General features: G+C 71.3%; 21 protein-coding genes. 14 read left to right on the top strand and 7 right to left on the bottom strand.

Features of this window, described 5'->3' with window-relative positions:
• The 7 genes from eboE (at window position 1) to CHF15_RS12920 (ending at window position 7,004) form a co-directional block, all read left to right on the top strand.
• A complete protein-coding gene (gene eboE / locus CHF15_RS12950; RefSeq protein WP_089223880.1) occupies window positions 1-1,170 on the top strand; it encodes a metabolite traffic protein EboE in 1,170 nt (389 codons plus the stop codon).
• Window positions 1,167-2,555, top strand: a complete 1,389-nt coding sequence (locus CHF15_RS12945; RefSeq protein WP_089223879.1) for a nucleotide pyrophosphatase/phosphodiesterase family protein — start codon at window positions 1,167-1,169, stop codon at window positions 2,553-2,555. The genes eboE and CHF15_RS12945 overlap by 4 nt, the downstream gene beginning before the upstream one ends.
• 34 nt (window positions 2,556-2,589) lie before the next feature.
• On the top strand, window positions 2,590-3,639 hold the full coding sequence (locus CHF15_RS12940) for a sugar phosphate isomerase/epimerase family protein (protein ID WP_089223878.1): 1,050 nt from the start codon (window positions 2,590-2,592) through the stop codon (window positions 3,637-3,639).
• Between the two features lie 536 nt (window positions 3,640-4,175).
• Window positions 4,176-4,445, top strand: coding sequence for a hypothetical protein (locus tag CHF15_RS12935; RefSeq protein WP_143681558.1), 270 nt, complete (start codon window positions 4,176-4,178; stop codon window positions 4,443-4,445).
• Window positions 4,446-4,682: 237 nt separating this feature from the next.
• Window positions 4,683-5,426 carry an SDR family oxidoreductase gene (locus CHF15_RS12930; RefSeq protein WP_089223876.1) on the top strand — a complete coding sequence of 248 codons (744 nt, stop codon included), beginning with the start codon at window positions 4,683-4,685 and terminating at the stop codon, window positions 5,424-5,426.
• Between the two features lie 175 nt (window positions 5,427-5,601).
• Complete coding sequence (locus tag CHF15_RS12925; protein WP_089223875.1) at window positions 5,602-6,507, top strand: SDR family NAD(P)-dependent oxidoreductase; 906 nt, start codon at window positions 5,602-5,604, stop codon at window positions 6,505-6,507.
• Window positions 6,508-6,668: 161 nt separating this feature from the next.
• Window positions 6,669-7,004 carry a nuclear transport factor 2 family protein gene (locus tag CHF15_RS12920; RefSeq protein ID WP_089223874.1) on the top strand — a complete coding sequence of 112 codons (336 nt, stop codon included), beginning with the start codon at window positions 6,669-6,671 and terminating at the stop codon, window positions 7,002-7,004.
• A gap of 134 nt (window positions 7,005-7,138) precedes the next feature.
• Here the strand turns inward: CHF15_RS12920 and CHF15_RS12915 are convergent, their stop codons facing one another.
• The 3 genes from CHF15_RS12915 to CHF15_RS12905 form a co-directional block, all read right to left on the bottom strand.
• On the bottom strand, window positions 7,139-7,843 hold the full coding sequence (locus CHF15_RS12915; RefSeq protein ID WP_179279765.1) for a TetR/AcrR family transcriptional regulator: 705 nt from the start codon (window positions 7,841-7,843) through the stop codon (window positions 7,139-7,141).
• 110 nt (window positions 7,844-7,953) lie between these two features.
• On the bottom strand, window positions 7,954-9,099 hold the full coding sequence (locus CHF15_RS12910) for an alpha/beta hydrolase (RefSeq protein WP_089223872.1): 1,146 nt from the start codon (window positions 9,097-9,099) through the stop codon (window positions 7,954-7,956).
• A 139-nt stretch (window positions 9,100-9,238) separates the two neighbouring features.
• Window positions 9,239-9,571: a tetratricopeptide repeat protein gene (locus CHF15_RS12905; RefSeq protein WP_179279764.1), complete on the bottom strand. Its 333-nt coding sequence runs from the start codon at window positions 9,569-9,571 to the stop codon at window positions 9,239-9,241.
• Between the two features lie 398 nt (window positions 9,572-9,969).
• On the opposite strand from CHF15_RS12905, the gene CHF15_RS12900 reads away from it, so the two are divergent.
• Window positions 9,970-10,434: a hypothetical protein gene (locus CHF15_RS12900; protein ID WP_089223870.1), complete on the top strand. Its 465-nt coding sequence runs from the start codon at window positions 9,970-9,972 to the stop codon at window positions 10,432-10,434.
• A gap of 99 nt (window positions 10,435-10,533) precedes the next feature.
• Window positions 10,534-11,358 (top strand): ferritin-like domain-containing protein, encoded by an 825-nt coding sequence (locus CHF15_RS12895; protein ID WP_089223869.1) that lies wholly within the window; start codon window positions 10,534-10,536, stop codon window positions 11,356-11,358.
• Between the two features lie 135 nt (window positions 11,359-11,493).
• Here CHF15_RS12895 and CHF15_RS43890 read toward each other — a convergent pair whose 3' ends face one another.
• The gene (locus CHF15_RS43890) at window positions 11,494-11,799 is read right to left on the bottom strand and encodes a hypothetical protein (protein ID WP_107418547.1); all 306 of its coding nucleotides are present in this window, start codon (window positions 11,797-11,799) and stop codon (window positions 11,494-11,496) included.
• 720 nt (window positions 11,800-12,519) lie between these two features.
• Between CHF15_RS43890 and CHF15_RS12885 the strand changes: the two genes are divergently transcribed.
• From CHF15_RS12885 to CHF15_RS12865, 5 genes are all read left to right on the top strand, one after another.
• The gene (locus CHF15_RS12885) at window positions 12,520-13,815 is read left to right on the top strand and encodes an ABC transporter substrate-binding protein (RefSeq protein WP_089223868.1); all 1,296 of its coding nucleotides are present in this window, start codon (window positions 12,520-12,522) and stop codon (window positions 13,813-13,815) included.
• The gene (locus CHF15_RS12880; protein WP_018563759.1) at window positions 13,812-14,714 is read left to right on the top strand and encodes a carbohydrate ABC transporter permease; all 903 of its coding nucleotides are present in this window, start codon (window positions 13,812-13,814) and stop codon (window positions 14,712-14,714) included. Before CHF15_RS12885 ends, CHF15_RS12880 begins: the two co-directional genes overlap by 4 nt.
• Before the next feature lie 32 nt (window positions 14,715-14,746).
• The gene (locus CHF15_RS12875; RefSeq protein WP_089224006.1) at window positions 14,747-15,532 is read left to right on the top strand and encodes a carbohydrate ABC transporter permease; all 786 of its coding nucleotides are present in this window, start codon (window positions 14,747-14,749) and stop codon (window positions 15,530-15,532) included.
• 169 nt (window positions 15,533-15,701) lie between these two features.
• Window positions 15,702-17,978, top strand: a complete 2,277-nt coding sequence (gene yicI / locus CHF15_RS12870; protein WP_089223867.1) for an alpha-xylosidase — start codon at window positions 15,702-15,704, stop codon at window positions 17,976-17,978.
• A 41-nt stretch (window positions 17,979-18,019) separates the two neighbouring features.
• Entirely contained in the window at window positions 18,020-19,039 is a 1,020-nt protein-coding gene (locus tag CHF15_RS12865) for a LacI family DNA-binding transcriptional regulator (RefSeq protein ID WP_089223866.1), read from the top strand.
• A 15-nt stretch (window positions 19,040-19,054) separates the two neighbouring features.
• Here the strand turns inward: CHF15_RS12865 and CHF15_RS12860 are convergent, their stop codons facing one another.
• The 3 genes from CHF15_RS12860 to CHF15_RS12850 are packed head-to-tail and all read right to left on the bottom strand — an operon-like array spanning window position 19,055 to window position 22,625.
• Window positions 19,055-21,421 carry an ABC transporter permease gene (locus tag CHF15_RS12860; protein WP_089223865.1) on the bottom strand — a complete coding sequence of 789 codons (2,367 nt, stop codon included), beginning with the start codon at window positions 21,419-21,421 and terminating at the stop codon, window positions 19,055-19,057.
• Window positions 21,418-22,104 carry an ABC transporter ATP-binding protein gene (locus CHF15_RS12855; RefSeq protein ID WP_089223864.1) on the bottom strand — a complete coding sequence of 229 codons (687 nt, stop codon included), beginning with the start codon at window positions 22,102-22,104 and terminating at the stop codon, window positions 21,418-21,420. Before CHF15_RS12855 ends, CHF15_RS12860 begins: the two co-directional genes overlap by 4 nt.
• On the bottom strand, window positions 22,101-22,625 hold the full coding sequence (locus CHF15_RS12850) for a PadR family transcriptional regulator (protein ID WP_089223863.1): 525 nt from the start codon (window positions 22,623-22,625) through the stop codon (window positions 22,101-22,103). The genes CHF15_RS12855 and CHF15_RS12850 overlap by 4 nt, the downstream gene beginning before the upstream one ends.
• Window positions 22,626-22,701 lie beyond the last annotated feature (76 nt).

The raw sequence follows: 22,701 nt of genomic DNA, 5'->3' as shown, positions 1-22,701 counted from the left end.
ATGCGCTTCCGGCACCCCGACGGCTCGGTCGTCCACCTGGCCTACTGCACCAACGTCCATCCCGCGGAGACGCTCGAGGGAGTCCTCGCCCAGCTCCGCGACCACTGCGAACCCGTCCGCAAACGGCTCGGCCGCGACCGCCTCGGCATCGGGCTCTGGCTCGCCAAGGACGCCGCGCACGCCCTCCACACCGATCCGGCGGCACTGCGCGGGCTGCGCACCGCCCTCGACCGCCGCGGCCTCGAGGTCGTCACCCTCAACGGCTTCCCCTACCAGGGCTTCGGCGCCGCCGAGGTCAAGTACCGGGTCTACCGCCCGGACTGGACCGAACCGGAACGGCTCGCCTACACCAGCGGCCTCGCCGACCTGCTCGCCGCCCTGCTCCCCGCCGACGTGACCGAGGGGTCGATCTCGACCCTTCCGCTCGCCTGGCGGACCCTCTGGGACGACCGTGCCGCGCGGACCGCCCGGACCGCCCTGACCACCCTCGCCGGGCGGCTCGACGCGCTGGCCGAACTCACCGGGAAATCCATCAGGATCGCCCTGGAGCCCGAACCCGGCTGCATCGTGGAGACCACCGCGGACGCGATCGAGCCCCTCGCCGCGATCGCCCACCCGCGCATCGGTGTGTGCGTCGACACCTGCCACCTCGCCACCTCCTTCGAAGAACCCGCCGCCGCGCTGGACGCGCTCACCGCCGCGGGCATCACCATTCCCAAGGTCCAGCTCTCCGCCGCCCTGCACGCCGAACACCCGCACCTGCAGGACGTACGCGACGCGCTCGCCGCCTTCTCCGAACCCCGCTTCCTCCATCAGACCCGCGCCCGCACCGCCGGCGGCCTGCACGGCACCGACGACCTGCACCAGGCGCTCACCGAGGGCCCGCTCCCCACCGGCGCCCCCTGGCGCGCCCACTTCCACGTGCCGCTGCACGCACCACCCGCGCCTCCGCTCACCTCCACCGTCCCGGTCCTCAAGGACGCCCTCGCCCGCCTCGTCGGCGGTCCCGCCCCGCTGACCCACCACCTCGAGGTCGAGACCTATACCTGGCAGGCCCTTCCCGCCGAGCTGCGCCCGCGTACCCGCGCCCAGCTCGCCGACGGCATCGCCGCGGAACTCGGCCTCGCCCGCGACCTCCTCCACGACCTCGGCCTGAAGGAACTCCCATGACCGACACCTCCGGGCCGGCCCCCCTCCTCGTCCTGGACGTCGTCGGCCTCACCCCCCGTCTCCTGGACCACATGCCGCGCCTGAAGCGCCTCGCCGACACCGGCTCACAGGCCCCGCTCGGCACCGTCCTCCCCGCGGTGACCTGCGCCGCCCAGTCCACCTTCCTCACCGGTGCGCCGCCCGCCGGGCACGGCATCGTCGGCAACGGCTGGTACTTCCGCGAACTCGGCGACGTCCTGCTGTGGCGCCAGCACAACGGTCTCGTCGCCGGCGACAAGCTGTGGGACGCCGCCCGCCGGGCTCACCCGGGCTACACCGTGGCCAACATCTGCTGGTGGTACGCCATGGGCGCCGACACCGATGTCACGGTCACCCCACGCCCCGTCTACTACGCCGACGGCCGCAAGGAGCCCGACTGCTACACGCGGCCCCCCGAGCTCCACGACGAGCTCACCGACGCCTTCGGAACCTTCCCCCTCTTCCACTTCTGGGGCCCCGGCGCCGACATCGTCTCCAGCCGCTGGATCATCGACGCCACCCGGCACATCCTGCGCACCCGCACTCCCGACCTCGCCCTCTGCTACCTCCCGCACCTCGACTACGACCTGCAGCGTTTCGGCCCCGACGACCCCCGCTCCCGGCGCGCGGCCACCGAACTGGACGAGGCACTCGCCCCGCTGCTGGACGACGCACGCCGGTCGGGCCGGACGGTGGTGGCGCTCTCCGAGTACGCCATCACGCCGGTCAGCCGGGCCGTGGACATCAACCGCGAGCTGCGGCGCGCCGGGCTGCTGGAGGTCCACACCCAGGACGGCATGGAGTACCTCGACCCGATGGCCTCCCGGGCGTTCGCGGTCGCCGACCACCAGATCGCCCATGTGTACGTGCGCCGTCCCGAGGACCTCGAGGCCACCCGCAAGGTCCTCGCCACCCTGCCCGGAATCGCCGAACTCCTCGACGACGAGGGCAAGAAGCGCCACGGCCTGGACCATCCGCGCTCCGGCGAACTCGTCGCCGTCGCGGACCCGGACGCCTGGTTCACGTACTACTACTGGCTCGACGACGACAGGGCACCCGACTTCGCCAAGCTCGTCGAGATCCACCGCAAGCCCGGCTACGACCCCGTCGAACTGTTCATGGACCCCGAGGACCCCTACGTCCGTGTCAAGGCCGCCACGGCCCTGGCCCGCAAGAAGCTCGGCATGCGCTACCGCATGGCGGTCGTGCCGCTCGACCCCTCGCCTATTCGCGGCAGCCACGGCCGCCTCCCGGCGAGCGACGAGGAAGGTCCGCTCATCATCTGCTCCGTCCCCCGTGCCGTCGGCGGCCGCGTCGCGGCCACCGAAGTGAAGTCCCTGCTCCTGCGCCTGGCAGGACTCCACTGAACCACACGTCACCGACGCCAAGGAGTTATCCACAATGGCCAGCACGCGTCGTAACAGCACCCCCGACCCGGAGCTCAGCCGCAAGCTCAGCAGACGCGGCATGCTGGGCGTCGCCGCCGGAGCCACCGCAGCCGCGCTGCTCGGCGCGACCGCCCCCACGGCCGCCGCCCACAGCAAGGGCCACGGCAAGGGCCACGGCCGGCCCGTCCTGCCCCCCGGCCGCCTCGGCATCCAGCTGTACTCGCTGCGCGACAAGGTCTCCACCCTCGGCTTCGCCCCCGTCTTCGCGGAGCTCGAGAAGTACGGATACGACGAGATCGAGTACGCCGGCTACACCCAGGGCTCCGCGGGCGCGATCACCCTCGCCCAGCTGCGCCGGCTCGCCCGCGACCACGGACTGCGCGCCATCGGCAGCCACGTCGGCTACTACAACGACGGCGACCCGGGCGCCTACACCTTCGCGCAGAACCTGACGCAGGTCCTCGACGACGCCCAGGCGCTCGGGCTGAAGCACATCGGCACCGCGTCCGGCCCCTGGCGGTACGGCAGCACGGTCGACGGCTGGAAGCGCTGCGCCGAGGAGTTCAACGAGTACGGCGCCGCCGCCAAGGCCCGCGGCATGAAGTTCTACCAGCACAACCACGCCGAGGAGTTCTCCTTCGCGACCGACCGCCCGAACGTGCGGCTGTACGACGTCCTCCTCGCCGAGACCGACCCCGACCTGGTCTACCTGGAGATGGACATCTACTGGGCCTACTCCGGCCAGTTCCGCTTCTCCAAGCGGGTGGACGGCACCCCCGCCCCCTTCGACCCGCTGCGCTACGTCCTGAAGCAGCCCGACCGCTACCCCCTCTTCCACGTCAAGGACGGTGATCGCGACGAGACCACCCGCGACGGCTACCGCATGGTCGACGTGGGGGACGGCGACATCGACTACCAGCGGTTCATCTCGGCCGTGACGCGCACGCACGGCGGCCGCCTCGACCACCACTGGCAGACCGAGCACGACACGCCGGCTGATTCCCTCAGCTTCGCGCGCAGGTCGAGCGCGTACCTGCACTCGCTGCGCGAGAAGGACTGCTGACGCCGTGTCGGTGACAATCTGACGCTTCGTCCGGCATGCCGCCGGGCGTGCCGCAGGGGCCCCGTGCCCGCCGCTCGGGCGGGCCGGGGCCCCTCGTCTTCCCGAGAACGGCCGGGCTTGCGCGTCGCCGTGACTTCGTGCAGTCCCGCGGCCGCAGCGACGCGCGAGCCCATGACCAGGGACGGAGCGGTTCCCATCCGCTCCGGGCCCGCGGTCGGCCCGGTCGTCCCGGGGGCTGGGTGGTCGCGTTGGCGTACGTTGTCGGTGACGAGGATTCACCCGTCGGGAGGTCCGGACGTGACGGTTCGTGATTACGGTGCGTGGCGGAGTGATTGAGACCCCGTCGGACCCGTGATCATCAGGAATTCGGCGCTGTGCACGCCGTCCGCAGTCCACCGTTCGCCGCATCTGACGCGGCGTCGCGTGACGGAGCGTGACGGGATTCCGTCGTGCGGCGCGGATGTCCTCGACGCACGCTCTCCATGTCGGAACCTTGCGGACACCGCCACGGTGCCCGCCGAGACAGGAGAGTCAGTATGCGCGTTTCCCGTTTTGTGGCCGCGGTCGGTGTGGCCTCTGTCGTTCTGCTGGGTGGTGCCACTGCTGCCGGCGCCGCCACCCCGGACCTCGCCAGCGCCAAGGGAACCCACGTCACGGGCGACCACGGTCGCGGCGGCTACGACCGTGGTCACGGTGGCCGCGGCCACCACCGTGACTCCTACCGCTTCGACCGCGGCTTCTTCGGCTCGTACCTCTTCGGGCCCTACCTCTTCGACCCCTTCTTCTTCGGCGGTCGCTACCGCTGACCTCCGGCCGGCCCGAACGCCCGCGCGTGACGGCCGTCGATTCCCGGGCCGCCGCCCCCGTCACGGGGGTGGCGGCCCTGTCGTGTGCGGGATGGCGCACGTCGCGGACTCCCATGTGAACGGCGCTAACGAGATCACGTTATCGCCTGTTGCGTTTCCGGCGATAACGTGGCACTGTTATCAGCGGAAGCGGGGCGACGGAAGGAGCCGCCCCCCTCGCATGATCGGGAGACCGCAATGACCGAGACCACCACCGCCCGCCGCGTCGCGATCGTCACGGGCGGCTCCCGCGGCATCGGCCGCGAGGTCGCGTTGCGCCTGGCCGCCGAAGGCCAGGCGGTCGTCATCGCTTACGCCGGCAACCAGGCCGACGCCGACGCGACCGTCGCGCAGATCACCGCCGAGGGCGGTTCCGCCCTCGCGGTACGGGCCGATGTCGCCGACGAGAAGGCGGTCCTGGCGCTCTTCGACGCCGCGGAGCAGGAGTTCGGCGGTGTGGACGTGGTGGTCAACTCGGCCGGCCTCATGATTCTGAACACCGTGGCGGACTTCGATCTCGATGCCCTGGACCGCATGCACCGCACCAACATCCGCGGCACCTTCGTGGTCAACCAGCAGGCCGCCCGCAGGGTCCGCGAGGGCGGTGCCGTGATCAACGTGTCCTCGTCCCAGACCCGGATCGCCACGCCGACCTACGCCGCGTACGCCGCGTCGAAGGGCGCGGTCGAGGCCATCAGCCTGATCCTGGCCCGGGAGCTGCGCGGCCGCGACATCACCGTCAACGCCGTCGCGCCCGGCCCGGTCGCCACCGATCTGTTCCTGAACGGCAAGGACGAGGCGACCATAGAGCGGTTCGCGAAGATGAACCCCCTCGAGCGCCTCGGGTCCCCCGAGGACGTCGCCGCGGTCGTCTCCTTCCTGGCCGGCCCCGGTCGCTGGATCAACGGCCAGACGATCTTCGCCAACGGCGGAGTGGCCTGACCCGCGGGCCGCGCCTCGCGCAGCCCCGCCCGCCGGACGTCGGCCACCCGGCCCCCCGTACCCCGAGCAGCACCCTGCCTCCCGGCAGATCCCGTACCTCGCGCCACCCACTCGATCCGTGACCCGGACGCCACCTGCACCGGGAGCGGTCCCCAACAGCCCAAGGAGATCCGAAATGTCCCCCGTGTCTTCCGTCGTCCTGGTCACCGGTGCGAGCTCCGGATTCGGCGCGCTCGCCGCCCACGCCCTCGCCTCCGCGGGTCACACCGTCTACGCGAGCATGCGCGACATATCCGGCCGCAACGCCGAACGCGCGGCGGAGGTACGCGAACGCGCCGCCCGCGAGGGCATCGACCTGCGGGTCGTCGAACTCGACGTGCTCTCGCAGGAGAGCGCGGACCGGGCCGTCGCCACCGTTCTGCGCGAGGCCGGCCGGCTGGACGTCCTGGTGCACAACGCGGGCCACATGGTGCTCGGCCCCACCGAGGCCTTCACCCCGAAGGAGATGGCCGCCGTCTACGACACCAACGTGCTGGGCACCCAGCGGGTGAACCGCGCGGCCCTGCCGCACCTGCGGGCCCAGGGGCACGGTCTGCTGCTCTGGGTCGGGTCCAGCAGCACCCGCGGCGGCACCCCGCCCTACCTGGCACCGTACTTCGCCGCGAAGGCGGCCATGGACGCCGTCGCCGTCAGCTACGCCGCCGAGCTCGCCCGCTTCGGCATCGACACCTCCATCGTCGTCCCCGGTGCCTTCACCTCCGGCACGAACCACTTCGCCAACGCGGGGCACCCGGCCGACACCGGCACCGTCGCGGCTTACGAGACCCGCTACGAGGGCCTGACCGAGCAGGTCGGCCGCGCCCTGGCGGCCATCACCCCCGAGGACGCCGACGTCGCCGAGGTGGCACGCGAGATCGTCCGCGTCGTCGGGCTCCCCGCGGGCAAGCGGCCCTTCCGGACCCACATCGACCCCGCCGACGACGGCTCGGAGGCCGTCTCCGTGGTCGCCGACCGGATCCGTGAGGACTTCTACCACCGGATCGGCCTGGACGACCTGCTCGGCCCCCGCGCGCAGGCCTGACGCAGGCCCACAGCCACAGCCGACCGATGCCACGGCTGCCCGGCCCTACAACTGCCGGACCCCACAACTGCCGGACCCCGCAGGAGCCGGCCACCCGCCGCCGGACGCGCCGTCCCCTCCGGGGGCCGGCGCGCCGCCCGACACCGCCAAGGAGAACCGCCATGACCGCTTCCGAGTTTCCCGAGCTTCCCGAGCCCGTGCGGCGCGCCGTCGCCGCGGCGAACGCCCATGACACCGAGGCCTTCCTCGACCAGTTCACCGAGCACGGCGCGGTGGACGACTGGGGCCGCCGTTTCGAGGGCCGCGAGGCCGTCGAGGGGTGGAGCGCCCGCGAGTTCATCGGCGTCAAGGTCTCCCTGAAGGTCACCGCGGTGACCCGGCGCGGGGGCCAGGTGATCGTCTCCACGCAGGTCGGCGGCGACGGTTTCAACGGCCCGTCGGACTTCGCCTTCACGGTCGAGGGCGACAGGATCGCCCTGATGAGGATCACCGGCTGACCGGCAGGTGGCCGGGACGCCGAAACGCCCGCTGGGGAACCGTCGAACGACGGTTCCCCAGCGGGCGTTTCCGCACAGGACGAAGGGGCAGCGGCAAGGCTCCGCGGGCAGGGACGCGGCCCTGCCCGCGGGGCTCAGGCGGAGTGTGTGATGCGGTCCAGCAGTTCGTTCAGCAGGATGCGTTCACCGGGTGTGAGGATCTCCCCGATCTCGGGGAGTACGGCCTTGAACGCGACGGTACGGGTGATCGTCCGGCGCTCCTCCCCGGCGGCATCCTCCGGCTGCGCGGTGGTGATGGCGGCGAGAATGGCCTCGCGCGTCCGCGGTGACAGCTCCGGGTCGCGAGCCCCGGGCAGCGTCGCGATCAGCGTCAGGACGACTCCGCAGCCGGCCGAGTGGATCATCAGCATGGCGCGTTCCACGTCGACGCTCAGCCGGCCCGCCTCGGCGACCCGGGTCACCAGACCGCGCAGGACGTTGAAGGACTCCGTCACGGCCGCCGGCTCGGCCCCGGGCCTGGGCTGACCGAACATCAGCTGGTATATCTCCGGGTTGGCCACACCGAACTCGATGTGCAGGTCCCAGCCCCAGCGCAGGTCCTCGACGGGATCGTCGGCCCGCGTCCGGTCGGTCTTGCGGTGCAGGTAGTCGGCGAAGCCCTCCGCGGCGACGGCGTCGAGCAGGCCCTGCATGTCGCCGAACTGCCGGTAGATGGTCGGCGGCTGAACGGCCGCCGCCTTGCTGACCGACCGGGTCGAGACCGCGTCGCGGCCGCCCTCGGCGAGCAGGGTGGCGGCAGCGGACATGATCCGCTCTCTGGTGGTCGCCCTCTCATCCATGAATCAACGATAACAGAAAAATGTTACCAAGGGAAACTTATCCGCCGAAAGGCCGTGAAGGGGCGGCAGGATGTGCCCGCCGCCCCTCCCCGTCCGGGTGTGCGGAAGCCTCACTTGGCGGGGCCGGAATCCGCCCCGTGCAGCGCCTCGCGGAGCGCCGCGGTGACCTCGGCGACCGCCTTCTTGTTGGACTCCGTGTCGCGGAGGGCGTTGAGCATCATGAAGTCGTGCGTGATCTTGGGGTAGTGCGTCAACTGGACGGGCACGCCGGCCTCCCGCAGCTTCCCCGCGTACGCGGTGCCCTCGTCGCGCAGCACGTCCGAGTCCGTGACCATCAGCGCGGGCGGCAGGCCGCGCAACTGGTCGACGGTGGCGCGCAGCGGGGCTGCCAGCGGGTTCTGCCGGTCCTTGAGGTGGGGGGCGTATGCGTCCCAGAACCACTTCATCGCGGGTTTGGCGAGCCAGCAGTTCTCCGCGAAGCGGTTGTACGAGGCGGTGTCGAAGTTCGCGTCCGTGACCGGGTACAGCATCACCTGGCGCCGGAATTCGGGTCCGCCGCGCTGCTTGGCCATCATCGTCACGGCGGCGGTCATGTCGCCGCCCACGGAGTCGCCGGCGACGGCCAGGCGCGAGGGGTCGACGCCGATCCGGCCGCCGTTGTCGGCGACCCACTTGGCCACGGTGTACGCCTGCTCGATCGGCACGGGGAACTGCGCCTCGGGCGAGGGGGTGTAGTCGACGAAGACCACCGCCGCCTGCGCACCGTTGGCGAGCTCGCGCACCAGGCGCTCGTGGGTCTTGAAGTTGCCCAGCACCCAGCCGCCGCCGTGGATGTAGACGATCCCGGGCAGGTCCCCCTTGGCGCCCTCGGGCCGTACGACGTGCACCGACACCGGGCCGGTCGGTCCGCCGGGCACGGTCCGCTCGCTGATCTGCGCCGGGAGCATCTCCACGGGACCCGCCTGCAGCTTGTCCAGCACTCCCCGGGCGGCCGTGTAGGAGAGCGTGTACAGCGGCGGTCCGTCCGCTGCCGCGAGCTGGTCGAGGAAGTCCTGGGCCTGGGGGTCGAGCTTCACCGGCGGGTTGCCGCAGGGCACCTTTGGCGCGGGTGTGTCCGCGGGCACCGCGTGGTCGACGCGCGCGGCGTTCGTCGTCTTCTCCCCGCAGGCGGTGAGACTTGCGGCGGCCGCGAGGAGGACTGCGACGGCGTAGCGAGCCTTGCGTCGCGTTATGGACCGGACGTGCGGACAGGTCATTGCGGTCTCCGAACCGTGGTCGGTCGTTGGCCCCCACGTCAGCAGCCTGCGGAGGCGGTACGGTCCGGACAACCGGGGATGGGCCGGGGGAGTGGCCCGCGGGCGCCGGGCGCCGCGCGGCCCTGCCGGGCCCGGGGGGTCAGACGACGACGAGGTCCCAGGCCGTCATCGCGTCGGCGAGACGCAGGTGGGGGGCGGCTTCCGCGAGTCGGCCCTGCCGCTCGAGCGTGCGGCCGAGGAGGAGGTGCGCGTGCGCGTCCTGCGGCTCGGCGCGCAGGAGGTCGCGCAGCTCCGCCTCCGCCCGCGACAGCTGTGCGGAGAAGTAGTACGACCTGGCCAGCAGCATGCGCACCGCCATGTTGCGGGGCGCCACGTCCACGATGGACGCGAGCGTCCGGGCCGCGGCGGCGTAGCGCTGCCGGTTGAAGAAGAGCACGGCGCGCTTGAACGTCTCCGTGGTCGGACTGCTCATGTCGGTGCCCACTACTGCATCACCTCGGCGGAATGACGATCACGTTGTCAGGGCTTTCAACCGGGGCAAGTGTCGGATTTGTTCCGCGGTGCCCCCTTGATCTGGTTGTATTTTTCCGTACCCGACCGGTTACTGAGCGTGCCGGTCGGGCCCGAACGTGGTCCGGCCGGGTTGCGTGCCTCACCCTCCTGGAGGAACGTGACTTCGAGGCCGTACGGCCGCGCACCGGGGACTCCGTGCGTCCTCCGCGCCCTACGCCCCTCCGCCCCGTACGCGCCACGCCGGGACGCCGCCGGGAGTCCCGCCTCCGGTCCCGCGACCCCCGAATCGGCGCTCCGGACCGCACCCTCGCCCCCGACCGCCACCATCCCCGGCGGCGGCCAGGAAGGCAGACCGAGATGCCACTCCTTCGCTCCCTCGCCCTGACCGCCACCTCCGCCGCCCTCGCGACCGCCCTCGCGACCGTGGTCGCGGCCGCCCCCGCCTCGGCAGCCGCCGGCTCCCCGGCGCCCCGAGCCGCCCCGACCCACGCCACGGTCCTGGTCACGTGCTTCGGCCGGGGGCTTGTCATGCCCCCCGACTTCCTGCTGGCCTGCGGGGACGGGAACGACCGGCTGGGCGGCCTGTACTGGTCGCACTGGGCCGCCGACTCGGCCGTGGCCACCGGTTACGAGGAGGCCAACGACTGCGATCCGTACTGCGCCGCGGGCCACTTCCACACCTTCCCGGTCAAGATCACGCTCTCGGACAGCAAGCCCTGGCCCGGGGACCCGGGCCTGCGGCACTTCACCAAGCTCACGATCAGCTACCCCGACACCGAGCCGTCCTGGCCGCACGACCCGGTCCGCGAGCTGTGGGACTGAGCGGTCGCGGGACCGTGTGACGGGAACGGCGCGCAGCCGTCCGTGCGTCCTCCCCGACCGGGACACGACGGAACGTGCCCCACGGAGGCGGGGAGGGACATGACCGCGAGCGGATTCGCCCGGTGGACGGAGCGCTTCGAGGAGGAACGGGACCGACGGCGTGCGACGGGGGATCCCGCGTGGGCACGGGGAGCGGTCCTGCACGACGCGGTACGCGCGAGCGTGCAGCGCTTCCAGGCCGGGGAGGACGGCGACGGGGCGTACCTGATCGCCAAGGCGGACGGGGCGGGCGACCGCGACTACGCGCAAGCGGTGCGCCTGTTCGTCGCCGAGGAGCAGAACCACGCCCGGTTGCTCGCCCGGCTGCTGGACGCGGCCGGCGCGTCCACCATCGACGGCCACTGGACGGACCGGGCCTTCGTCGCCCTGCGCCGCCTGCTGGGGCTGCGTCTGGAGCTGCTGGTGCTGATGGTCGCCGAGGAGGTCGCGCTGCGCTACTACCGGGCCCTGAGGGAGGGTGCGGACGACCCGCTCACACGTGAGGTCGCGGGCCGGATCCTCGCCGACGAGCAGCGGCACGTGCCCTTCCATTGCGAGCGCCTGAGGGCGTCGCTCGCGGCCCTGCCCGCGCCTGCGCGCCGTGCAGCGACAGCCGGATGGCGCGTGGCCGTGGCGGGAGCGGCGCTCCTGGTGGCGGTGGACCACGGCCGGGCGCTGCGCGTGCTGGGCGTGGGGCGGGCGCGGTTCGTCGCCGATGCGGTGGTGTCGTCGAAGGCGGCCGCCTCCGCGATGCTGCGCGAGCCCGCCGTGCCGGACCGCGGGGCCGGCGAGGGCACGCCGACGGCCCCCGCATCGCGGGGGCCGCTGGTGGATTCGCGGGCTTCGCGGTGGTCCTTGCCGGGTCGGGCCGGCCGGAGGGCCTGACGGCCCTGGCCGGCCCCGCCCGCCGGATCGACCGCCCACACCGTGGGCCGTCACCGTCCGAGCCCGGGGGCCGGACGGCGGCGGTCTCGGTGGGGACGTCACCGGACGGGCCGGTAGGGCACCGGCCCGACGACCTCAGCGGTAGAAGCCTCCGTAGAAGCCGGAACCGTAGAAGCCGGGGTAGAAGCCGTAGTAGCCGCCGTAACCTCCATAGCCGCCGTAGCCGCCCCAGCCGTAACCGTTCCCCCAGCCCCAGCCGCCGTGTCCGCCACCCCAGCCGCCGTGTCCGCCGCCCCAGCCGCCGCCGTGGTCGACGACGGACTGCGCAGTGACGGGTGCTGTCTGTGGCGTCGCCGCGCTGGCCGCGGTGGCTCCGGCGAAGGCGAGCAGGGGCGCCACCACGGCAGCGGCGGCGATCCTGCGGATGGTAAGGGTGCGCATGACTCCCCCTTCGGGGATCTGGACTTCGGGTCGCGGTCCGCGCGGAGCCGACCGCCGGCGCGCGGGAATGTGCGTGATCCCGGCGCGGATGGGGGGTGCGGACGCCTGGGCGCCAACGCACCTCACGGACGTGGAACGCCGGAACAGATGTCTGTAGTTGAAGACGTCCCTATATGAACGGTAGGCGCGTTTTGCGCCGCGCGTCAAAGGGATCCGGCAAAAAGTGCATATTGGTATCTTTTGCTCGGCTGTGACGCCCCCTCAACCGTGTGTGCCGTGGAGGATCCGTTGTGTCAGCGATGACCCAACCGGGCTTCGAGGAGCGGCGGTTGATGCCGTGATGCGACCCCCTCCGCACGGAATGCCCCGCGGCCGCAGAGGCTGTTGTGGCGCATGCGACAGAAGGTGCCACTGATGTCAATGAGGCGTAAAGGAAAATTCCACCGAAATCCGGAAGCCCGCAAGTCCGCTTCACCGTCAAGCGCTTGCGTCCCGCGCGGGACACCGCTGCGTCACGCGTCGTCACTCCGGGCATCCACCGCAGGTCACGGAGTCGTCGAGCGTCGGTAACGCTTCAAAAATCGCTGGTCGGCAATTTGTTAACACCATTGACATATCCGCGCTCGCTGCATACGGTCCTGCGTCGAAGCGCTTCGACGCGTCGCATCGAAACCATTCGATGGACGCCTCATTCGTTCGGCCCAGGTGGAGGTCACTTCAATGTTGAAGGTGCGCAGACCGCTGGCTCTCGCAGCAGCTGCCCTTGCGGGCGCCATGCTCATCACTTCGTGCGGTAGCTCGGACAGCGGTGCGGAGGGCGACGGCAAGACGCTGAAGCTCTGGCACTACGAAGCTCCGAACAGTGCCATGGGTATCGCCTGGAACCAGGCGATAGAGGAGTTCAAGAAGTCCCACCCCGGCGTCAAGGTCGAGTTCGAGGCCAAGGGCTTCGAGCAGATCCAGAAGACCGCCTCGATGGTGCTCAACTCCAGCAACGCCCCTGACCTCATGGAGTACAACAAGGGCAACGCCACGGCCGGCCTGCTGGCCAAGCAGGGCCTGCTCACCGACCTCACCCCGCAGGTCACCAAGTACGGCTGGGACAAGCTGCTCAGCCCCAGCGTCACCACCACCAGCCGCTACGACGCCAAGGGCGTCATGGGCTCCGGTAACTGGTACGGCATCCCGAACTTCGGTGAGTACACGATGGTGTACTACAACAAGGACCTCTTCGCGAAGAACGGTGTGAAGGTCCCGACCACGTTCAACGAGTTCGAGCAGGCCCTCGCCGCCTTCAAGGCCAAGGGCGTGACCCCGCTCGCCAACGGCGGCGCCGAGTACCCGGCCCACCAGTACCTGTACCAGCTGGCCCTGACCAAGGCCGACCGCAGCTGGGTCGACTCCTTCGAGCTCTACAAGGGCAAGGCGGACTTCCACGACGCCGCCTGGACGTACGCCGCGAACACCCTGTCGGACTGGGTGAAGAAGGGCTACATCGCCAAGACGACCAGCGGTGCCAAGGCCGAGGACGCCGGCGTCTCCTTCATCAGCGGCAAGTCCCCGATCTTCTTCTCGGGCAGCTGGTGGTACGGCCGCTTCCGCGACGAGAACAAGTTCCAGTGGGGCTCGTTCCTCTTCCCGGACTCCAAGATGACGCTCGGCTCGGGCGGCAACCTCTGGGTCGTCCCGAAGAACGCCAAGAACAAGCAGCTGGCCTACGACTTCATCGACATCACGATGAAGAAGGGGATCCAGAACACCCTCGGCAACAACGGCGGCGTGCCCGTCGCGGCCGAGCCCTCGGCGATCACCGACCCCAGCTCCAAGGAGCTGATCGAGAACTTCAACAAGGTCTCGGACCAGGACGGTCTCGCCTTCTACCCGGACTGGCCGGTCCCCGGCTTCTACGACGTGCTGGTCTCGGCCACCCAGAAGCTGATCACCGGCAGCGGCACCCCGGACCAGGTCCTGGACGAACTGCAGAAGGCCTATGACGCGGGTGCGCCCACGTCATGAGTGCCCGACCCCTACGGCTGCGCAATCCCTACGCGCTGTACTTGATCCCGGGTGTCATCGCCTTCCTGGCCGTCGTGATCGTGCCGTTCGTGATGAACATCTACTTCAGCTTCACGCACTGGCAGGGCGTCGGCTCGCCCACCTGGGCGGGGCTGGAGAACTACCGGGAGCTGATGAAGGACTCGCGGTTCTGGGAGTCCTTCCGGCACAGCGTCGCCATGGTCCTGGCGATGGCGGTGATCCCCACCGCCGTCGGCCTCGTGGTGGCCGCGGCGCTGTTCGACTTCATCGGCAAGCACTTCGGTTCGAAGCTGGCCAGCGTGCTGCGTGCCTGCTTCTACCTGCCCCAGGTCCTGCCCATCACCGTCGCGGGCATCGTCTGGAGCTGGATCCTGGCCCCCGAGAACGGCTCGCTCAACGAGCTGCTGAAGGCGGTCGGCCTGGGTTCGCTCCAGCAGGACTGGCTGGGTGACCCGAAGTTCGCGCTCTACAGCGTGATGGCCGTCATGGTCTGGGTGCAGCTGGGGTTCCCCGTCGTGATCTTCATGGCGGGACTCCAGCGGGTCGATCCCTCGCTCTACGAGGCGGCCGAGCTGGACGGGACGAACTGGTGGCAGCGTTTCTGGCACGTGACGCTGCCCCAGATCCGCCCCGAGATCTACGTGGTGATGCTGTGGTGCACCATCGCGGCCCTGAAGGTCTTCGGCGCGGTGTACGTCCTCACCAAGGGCGGGCCCGCAGACGCGACCATCGTGCCGTCCTACTTCTCCTTCTCGACCTTCTTCGAGAAGACGGACGTCGGCTACGGCTCGGCGATCGCGACGGTCCTCACCCTGATCATCCTGGCGCTGACGACGGTCGGCCTCCGCTTCCAGACCCGATCGGAGGACGCACAGTGAAGGCGCTCAAGCGCTACCCGGTGCTGGTGGCGATGATCCTCGGCGCGATCTTCATGGTGCTGCCGCTCCTGATCGTGCTCATCAACGCGCTGAAGTCGCCCGCCGACTACTCCGCGCACGGCCCGCTGTCCCTGCCCCACGGCCTCCACCTGGACGGCCTGACGGACTTCTGGACCCGGGTCAACTTCGGGCACACGCTGCTGAACTCGGTCGTGATCTCGGGTTCGGTCGCCGTGTTCGGCGTGATCCTCTCGGTGCTCAACGCGTATGCGATCGGCATCGGGCGGATCAAGGGCAAGGCGTACTTCCTCGCCTTCTTCGTGCTGGCCAACGTGCTGCCGCAGGAGGCGCTGGTCTACCCGCTGTACTACCTGTCCAAGCAGGTGGGGCTGTACGACACCAGGCTGAGCCTGATCATCGTCTTCAGCGTCGTGCAGGCGGCCTTCGGTACCTACCTCCTCTCCTCCGTGCTCGGGGCCTTCCCGAAGGAGATCATCGAGGCGGCCAGGATCGACGGCGCGAACAGCTGGCAGATCCTGTGGCGGATGGTGGTCCCGGTCAGCCGGCCCACCCTCGGCGTCCTGCTGGTGTTCTTCTTCATCTGGACCTGGAACGAGTTCCTGCTCCCGCTGGTCATGCTGCCGTCGAACGACAACCAGACCGTCTCGGTGGCGCTCGGCGTGCTCCAGGGCCAGCGACTGATGGACGCGACGATGACCAACGCGGCCGGCCTGCTCGGCGCGCTGCCCGCCATCGTCTTCTTCCTCCTCTTCCAGCGGACGCTCACCCGCGGTATCGCCGTCGGCGCCGTGAAGTGACCCGCGCCCGGACCACCGTGTCCGCGGCCCTCCACCCGGGCGGGTGACGTTCGCCCCGTTCCGCCCACGGCTCTGCCTCCCCCCGCACGGGCAGGAGGCAGAGCCGGCCCCACCTGCTCCCACACGTACCGAGAACGCCGGTGGCCGCCCACCGGGAAAGGCATCGACCATGAAGTTCACCAACGGGTACTGGCTGCTGCGCGAAGGCGTCACGGCGGCGTATCCGGCCGAGGTCCTCGATGCCGTCCCGGGCCCCGGAACGCTGCGGGTCCACGCGCCCACCCAGCACATCCGGCACCGCGGCGACCTGCTCAAGGGCCCGCTCATCACCGTCGACTGCACCGCGCCGATGCCCGGCGTCATCGGCGTGCGCATCACCCACTTCGAGGGCGACGTCGAGACCGGCCCGCACTTCGAGCTGCACCACGAGCCGCACGAGCCCGTCGTGACCGTCGACGAGGAGCAGGCCGTCCTCACCTCCGGCGACCTGAGCGTCCGCTTCCGCCTCGACGGCGAGTGGCGGATGGAGTTCCAGGCCGACGGGCGCACCCTCACCAGCAGCGACGTCAAGGCCATGGCGCTGATGGAGACCGCCGAGGGCGAGCACCACGTCCGCGAGCAGCTCCGGCTGGCCGTCGGCACGTCCGTCTACGGGCTCGGCGAGCGCTTCGGCCCACTGGTCAAGAACGGCCAGACCGTCGACATCTGGAACGCCGACGGCGGCACGAGCAGCGAGCAGTCCTACAAGAACATCCCGTTCTACATGACCGACGCCGGCTACGGCGTCTTCGTCGACGACCCCGGGAAGGTCTCCTTCGAGGTCGCCTCCGAGCAGGTCTCGCGGGTCCAGTTCAGCGCCGAGCGCCAGCAGTTGCAGTACTACGTCATCCACGGCCCCACGCCGAAGGAGATCCTGCGCAAGTACACCGCGCTCACCGGTCGGCCCGCGCTCCCGCCGGCCTGGTCGTTCGGGCTGTGGCTGACCACCTCCTTCACCACCTCCTACGACGAGCAGACCGTCACCGGGTTCGTCGACGGGATGGCCGAGCGCGACCTGCCGCTGTCGGCCTTCCACTTCGACTGCTTCTGGATGCGCGAGTTCAACTGGTGCGACTTCGAGTGGGACCCGCGCGTCTTCCCCGACCCCGAGGGGATGCTGAGCCGCCTGAAGGAGCGTGATCTGCACATCTGCGTGTGGATCAACCCCTACATCGCCCAGCGCTCCCCGCTCTTCGCCGAGGGCAAGGCGGCCGGCTACCTCCTCAAGCGCCCCGACGGCGGCGTCTGGCAGTGGGACCTGTGGCAGCCCGGCATGGCCCTGGTCGACTTCACCAACCCCGACGCCTGCGCCTGGTACGCCTCCAAGCTCGAGGCCCTCCTCGGCCAGGGCGTCGACTGCTTCAAGACCGACTTCGGCGAGCGCGTGCCCACCGACGTCGCCTGGTTCGACGGCTCCGACCCGGAGCGCATGCACAACTACTACACGCAGCTGTACAACAAGACCGTCTTCGACGTGCTGCGCAAGCACCGCGGCGAGGGCGAGGCGGTGCTCTTCGCCCGCTCCGCCACGGCCGGCGGCCAGCAGTTCCCCGTGCACTGGGGCGGCGACTGCGAGTCCACGTACGAGTCGATGGCCGAGTCCCTGCGCGGCGGCCTCTCCCTGGGTCTGTCCGGCTTCGGCTACTGGAGCCACGACATCGGCGGCTTCGAGGGTCTGCCCGACGCCGGCCTGTTCAAGCGCTGGACCGCCTTCGGCATGCTCTCCTCGCACAGCCGGCTGCACGGCTCCTCCTCCTACCGCGTGCCGTGGCTGTTCGACGAGGAGGCGGTGGACGTCCTCCGCCACTTCACCAAGCTCAAGCTCGGCCTCATGCCCTACCTCTACGGTGCCGCGCACCAGGCGCACACCGAGGGCGTCCCGATGATGCGCGCCATGGTGCTGGAGTTCCCCGACGACCCGGGCTGCGCCTCGTTGGAGCGCCAGTACATGCTCGGCGGGGACCTGCTCGTCGCGCCGGTGTTCTCCGAGGACGGCGAGGTGTCCTACTACGTGCCCGAGGGCACCTGGACCCACTTCACGACCGGCGAGAAGGTCACGGGCCCGCGCTGGGTGCGCGAGACCCACGACTACCTCAGCATTCCGCTGCTGGCCCGTCCCGGTTCCGTGATCCCGGTCGGCTCGGTCGACGACCGTCCCGACTACGTGTGGGCGGACGACGTGACCGTCCGGGTCTTCGAGCCGGCCGACGGCTCCCGCACCACCGTGCGGATCCCCCGCGAGGACGGTACGGCCGCGGCCGAGATCACCGTCGTGCGCGAGGGCTCCACGCTGCGGGCCGAGACCTCCGACGCGTCCCTGCCGTGGGGTGTCGAGGTCGCCGGCGGTCCCTCCGCGCGTGCGGCGGCCGGTACGGCCGTCCTCACCCTGGAGCTCTCCGGCTCCTGAGGACGGTCCGGCGCGGCACGCACGTAGGGGAAGGGAGTTGCATGGTCAAGATCACTGACGTCGCGCGGCACGCCAACGTGTCGCCGAGCACCGTCAGCTACGCCCTCAGCGGCAAACGGCCGATCTCCCCGGAGACCCGGCGGCGCATCGAGGACAGCATCCGTGAACTGGGCTACCGGCCGCACGCCGGGGCCCGGTCCCTGGCCAGCAGCAGGTCACGGGTGATCGGCCTCGTGCTGCCCCTCCGGAAGGGCATCCACGTGCCCGTGGTCATGCAATTCGCCACCTCCGTGCTGACCGCCGCCCGGGAGCACGACCACGATGTCCTCCTCCTCACGCAGAACGAGGGGGAGGAGGGCATCAACCGGGTCGCCCAGAGCGCGATGGCGGACGCCTTCATCATCATGGACGTCGAGACGGACGACCGGCGGCTGCCCCTGCTGCGCGTTCTGGACCGGCCGTCCGTGCTGATCGGTTTCCCCTCGGACACCGCCGGGCTGACCTGTGTCGACCTGGACTTCACGGGCGCCGGCGAGGCGTGCGTCGAGCACCTCGCCGCGCTCGGCCACCGCACCGTGGCCCTCGTCGGCTCACCCCCGGAGGTCTACGTCCGCGGCACCGGATTCGCCCGTCGGGTCGCCGCCGGGTTCACGGCCGCCGCCGACCGCCTCGGCCTGCGTTCGTCCGTCCACCCCTGCCCGGAGACGCCCGCGGCCGCGCGGGCCATGGCCGAGCAACTGCTGCGCGAGCAGCCGGGGCTGACCGGGGTCGTCGTCCACAACGAGCCGATCACCCAGCCCCTGATCTCCGCCTTCCAGGCCATGGGACTGCGCGTCCCGGAGGACCTCTCGGTCGCCGCGATCTGCCCCGACGAGACCGCCGAGCAGGCACCCGTGCCGATCACGTCGGTCTCGATCCCCTCCGTCGAGATCGGCACCAGCGCGGTGGAGCTTCTGATGGCCAAGCTCGCTGGCCGCGACGACGTCCCCGAGACGACCGTGCTCTCCGCACTCCTGACCCCCCGGGCCACCACCGCCCCGCCGGCGGTCGCGGCCCCCTGACCCGCTCCACCGGCGTCACTCGGTGCGCAGGCCCTCCGGGCGCATCATGCGGACCAGCGCGGGAAGGCTCAGCGCGGTCACCAGCAGGACGACGGCCGCGCTGACGCCGGTCATGGCCGCGACGTCGGCCCAGTCGACGGTGACGGTCGCGCCGACCATGCGGAGCAGCACAGCGCCCAGGGTCAGCCCCACCACGCACGCGAGGCCGAGGCCGAGACCGACGGGGAGGGCGGTCTGCCACAGTACCGACAGGCTGAGGGTGCTGCGGCGGGTGCCGAAGGCCACCAGGGTGGACAGCAGCTTCCTGCGCTCGCGCAACTGCTCCAGCTGGGAGACGAGCAGGCTCGCGCCGATCAGCAGGAGGACGCAGCAGCTGCCGACGAACACCCCGGTGCGGACCGAGGAGTAGCGCGCGGACTCGGTGTGGGTGACGTACTCGCGGGCGTCGGCCAGCGGGTCGACCGCCGCCACCGTGTTCCGCACGATCTCGGGCGCGTCCGGGACGGAGCGGTCGAGTGAGACGTAGACCCGGCCCGTGAGCGCCCGGGCGGCGGCCGCGGGGAGCGCTGCGGGGGTGACCAGGACGCCGCCGCGCGCGTAGCCGCTGGGATCGGCGCGGGTATGGGCCTTCTTCAGGCCGGACGGCAGGCGCCAGGCGACCGCGAGACCCGCGGAACCGGCGGAGCCGGGGTCGACGTACACCACGCGCCCGGGCTTCGCGGTGCGGAGGGTGTCGTCGTCGTACGACCGGTCCTGGACGGCGAAGACGTCGCCGTCGCGGCAGGCGGGCACCCTGGCGACCTCGCGCAGCGCGTCGCAGGTGCCCACGGTCAGTTCGAGGAACCGCCTCGGCTCGCGGGCGCGTTCGCCGAGCACCCCCACGGACAGCGGGGTCGCCCGGGCCGCGGCGTCGCCCGCGGTGAGCCGCCGGGCGGCCTCGGCGGGGGAGTCGGCCGCCGGGAGGTAGACCTCCATCTGGGCCCGGGAGAGGTCGTTGCCGCTGCTGCGGGTGTACGAGCCGTCGACGCCCGCGAAGAGCATGTGCAGCGCGATCGCCCCGGCGACGGCGACGGCGATGCCGTTCACCGTGCGGGCCGCGGTGCCGCTGTTCAGCTGGAGCCTGCGGACCGCGAGCTGCCAGGAGGGCGCACCGGTGCCCAGCCGGGCGACGGCCGCCTCGACGATCCACGGCAGCAGGGCCGTGACGCCCATCAGCAGCAGGACGGTGCCGCCGACCACCAGCGCCTGGTTGAAGTCCCCGTGGTCCGGGCCCTGTCCGATCATCGGGTACAGGAGGGCGATCCCGCCCAGCGGCAGCAGCAGCCGCCACCACAGGCGGCGGCGCGGCGGCCTCGTCGCGCGGACGACACCGAGCGGCTCGATGACCACGCCGCGCAGCGCCAGCAGGGTCACGGCCACCGAGGCGGCCGGGACGGCGACGGCGACCAGGGCGGTCAGCGCGGGCGCGGGCATGAGGTCGTCCGGGAAGACGCTGACGCGGTAGAAGCTGATCCGGCCGGCCAGGACGCGGCCGGCCGCGAACAGCACGGCACCGACGGCGAGTCCGCACAGGGCGCCGGCGAGGGCCTCGCCCGCGGCGACGCGTCGCGTGGTGGCCGCGTCCGCGCCGAGCAGGCGCAGCGCGGCGAGCCGGCGGTCGCGGCGGTCGCCGCCGAAGCGGACCGCGGCCGCGATGAACACGCCGACCGGCATCAGCAGCGCCACGAAGACGATGAGCACGAGCAGCACGAGGACGGGGTCGGTCGTGCCGCCCTGGTCCACGGAGCCGAAGGCGTGGATGCGTTCGACGCGGACGGTCTGCCCGGCCCCGGCCCCGGCGCTCACGGCCAGTCCCGTGGTGCCCGCGTAATAGGCGAGGTCGTCCGGTCCGACCAGCCCGTCCTGGCCGATGGTGCCGGTGACGCGGTACGGCAGCCGCTCGCTCAGCAGCCTGCCCTCCGGGGCGGCGAGCAGCCGCCGCAGGGCGGGGGAGGCCACCATCGTCCCGCGCCCGGGCAGCCGGCCGACGCCCGGCGGCAGCGGCGGCCGCCGGCCCTCCGGCTGCAGCAGGCGGCCCCGCACCTCCTGGTCGCGGTAGGTGGTGTCCACCGTGGCGATCAGCAGGGTGTCCTCGGCCCGGTGTTCGGCGAGCGAGGTGTACGTCATGTCGTTGCGGGCGCGCTCCCGGTCGTGACGCTGCGTCAGCGCGTGCGGCAGGGCGGCCGTGAGCAGCAGCAGCGCGACCCCCAGGCCGACGCCGACGGCGGTCAGGAGCGTACGCACCCAGGCCTCGCGGCCGCCGGTGACGGCGAACCGGACGCCCATCGCCAGGTCCTGGATCCGGCTCCGGCGGACGCCGCGGGGGGAGTCGCCGGGCCTCATGCCGCGCGCGCCGTGTCGCGGGCCCTCCCGTCGCGTACGACGACCTCGCGGTCGGAGTACGCGGCCACCCTCGCCTCGTGGGTGACCAGGACGACCGCGGCGTCGGTGTCGCGGGCGGCGGCGGTGAGCAGCTGCATCACGCGTTCGCCGTTGAGGGAGTCCAGCGCGCCGGTGGGTTCGTCGGCGAACAGCACACGGGGGGCGGTGACCAGGGCGCGGGCGACGGCCACCCGCTGCCCCTGTCCTCCGGAGATCGCCCCGGGGCGTTGCGCCGCGACGTCGTCGACCTCCAGCCGGCGCAGCCATTCCAGGGCGGCGCGCGCGGCCTCCTTGCGGGAGGTGCCGCCCAGCCGCAGCGGGAGCGCCACGTTCTCCGCGCAGGTGAGCTCGGGGACGAGCTGCCCGAACTGGAAGACGAAGCCGAAATCGCTCCGGCGCAGCGCGCTGCGCCGGGCGTCGTTCATCGCGGACAGTTCGTCACCGCGGTAGGTGATGGTGCCGGCGTCGGGGACGACGATCCCGGCGAGGCAGTGCAGCAGGGTGGACTTGCCGGAGCCGGAGGGGCCCATCACGGCGACGACCTCACCGGGGCGTATGGAGAAGTCGGCCCCGTCCAGCGCAGGCGTCGAGCCGTAGCTCTTGCACAGGCCGTCGGCGGTGAGCAGGGGCTCGGCGGCCGTCATGCGCTCACCTCCCGGGCGAGCCTGTCGAGGCGCGCCGCGGTCAGCTCCAGCCAGCGCAGGTCGGCCTCGAGGTGGAACAGGGCGTGGTCGCAGATCAATTGGTCGGCCAGGTCCCCGGTGCGCTTGCGTTCGGTCAGGTCGCGCATCAGCCGCAGGTGCTCGGCGCGCTGCACGTCCAGGATGTCGGCGGCGTCGCGTCGGGTGAGCAGCGCGAGGACGACCTTGGTGTAGAGCGTGGACTGCAGATACGGCTCGGGCTTCTCCGGGGTCGCGAGCCACCGTGCGACGTCGGTGACACCCGCCTCCGTGATCGCGTACCGCTTGCGCTCGGGCCCCTCGCCGGGCTCTATGGCCTCGACCTCGACCAGTCCGTGCTTCAGCAGCCGTGACATCGTGGAGTAGACCTGCCCGTAGTGCAGCGGGCGGTCGTGGCCGAATCGCTCGTCGAAGGCCCGTTTGAGGTCGTAGCCGTGACGCGGTCCGGATTCGAGGAGGCCGAGGAGGGTGTGACCGATGGACATGCGCGTCAATATACACATGACGTATACACCTCATGTAGACGCCAGGTCGCGAGGACGCGGACGGGGAGCACCCCCG

Source organism: Actinacidiphila glaucinigra, from assembly GCF_900188405.1.
Taxonomy (GTDB): Bacteria; Actinomycetota; Actinomycetes; order Streptomycetales; family Streptomycetaceae; genus Actinacidiphila; species Actinacidiphila glaucinigra.
The sequence above is the reverse complement of the archived record's forward strand: the minus strand, read 5'-3'. Positions and strand labels throughout refer to the sequence as shown.

Bases quoted from the DNA above. Each gene is read 5' to 3' on its own strand.
- CHF15_RS12895 (WP_089223869.1), top strand. From the start codon at position 10,534: ATGACCGCGAGCGGATTCGCCCGGTGGACGGAGCGCTTCGAGGAGGAA.
- CHF15_RS43890 (WP_107418547.1), bottom strand. From the start codon at position 11,799: ATGCGCACCCTTACCATCCGCAGGATCGCCGCCGCTGCCGTGGTGGCG.
- CHF15_RS12865 (WP_089223866.1), top strand. From the start codon at position 18,020: ATGGTCAAGATCACTGACGTCGCGCGGCACGCCAACGTGTCGCCGAGC.
- CHF15_RS12850 (WP_089223863.1), bottom strand. From the start codon at position 22,625: ATGTCCATCGGTCACACCCTCCTCGGCCTCCTCGAATCCGGACCGCGT.
- CHF15_RS12915 (WP_179279765.1), bottom strand. From the start codon at position 7,843: ATGGATGAGAGGGCGACCACCAGAGAGCGGATCATGTCCGCTGCCGCC.
- CHF15_RS12905 (WP_179279764.1), bottom strand. From the start codon at position 9,571: ATGAGCAGTCCGACCACGGAGACGTTCAAGCGCGCCGTGCTCTTCTTC.
- CHF15_RS12885 (WP_089223868.1), top strand. From the start codon at position 12,520: ATGTTGAAGGTGCGCAGACCGCTGGCTCTCGCAGCAGCTGCCCTTGCG.
- CHF15_RS12935 (WP_143681558.1), top strand. From the start codon at position 4,176: ATGCGCGTTTCCCGTTTTGTGGCCGCGGTCGGTGTGGCCTCTGTCGTT.
- CHF15_RS12945 (WP_089223879.1), top strand. From the start codon at position 1,167: ATGACCGACACCTCCGGGCCGGCCCCCCTCCTCGTCCTGGACGTCGTC.
- yicI (WP_089223867.1), top strand. From the start codon at position 15,702: ATGAAGTTCACCAACGGGTACTGGCTGCTGCGCGAAGGCGTCACGGCG.
- CHF15_RS12880 (WP_018563759.1), top strand. From the start codon at position 13,812: ATGAGTGCCCGACCCCTACGGCTGCGCAATCCCTACGCGCTGTACTTG.
- CHF15_RS12940 (WP_089223878.1), top strand. From the start codon at position 2,590: ATGGCCAGCACGCGTCGTAACAGCACCCCCGACCCGGAGCTCAGCCGC.
- CHF15_RS12925 (WP_089223875.1), top strand. From the start codon at position 5,602: ATGTCCCCCGTGTCTTCCGTCGTCCTGGTCACCGGTGCGAGCTCCGGA.
- CHF15_RS12855 (WP_089223864.1), bottom strand. From the start codon at position 22,104: ATGACGGCCGCCGAGCCCCTGCTCACCGCCGACGGCCTGTGCAAGAGC.
- CHF15_RS12875 (WP_089224006.1), top strand. From the start codon at position 14,747: ATGATCCTCGGCGCGATCTTCATGGTGCTGCCGCTCCTGATCGTGCTC.
- CHF15_RS12860 (WP_089223865.1), bottom strand. From the start codon at position 21,421: ATGAGGCCCGGCGACTCCCCCCGCGGCGTCCGCCGGAGCCGGATCCAG.
- CHF15_RS12910 (WP_089223872.1), bottom strand. From the start codon at position 9,099: ATGACCTGTCCGCACGTCCGGTCCATAACGCGACGCAAGGCTCGCTAC.
- eboE (WP_089223880.1), top strand. From the start codon at position 1: ATGCGCTTCCGGCACCCCGACGGCTCGGTCGTCCACCTGGCCTACTGC.
- CHF15_RS12930 (WP_089223876.1), top strand. From the start codon at position 4,683: ATGACCGAGACCACCACCGCCCGCCGCGTCGCGATCGTCACGGGCGGC.
- CHF15_RS12920 (WP_089223874.1), top strand. From the start codon at position 6,669: ATGACCGCTTCCGAGTTTCCCGAGCTTCCCGAGCCCGTGCGGCGCGCC.
- CHF15_RS12900 (WP_089223870.1), top strand. From the start codon at position 9,970: ATGCCACTCCTTCGCTCCCTCGCCCTGACCGCCACCTCCGCCGCCCTC.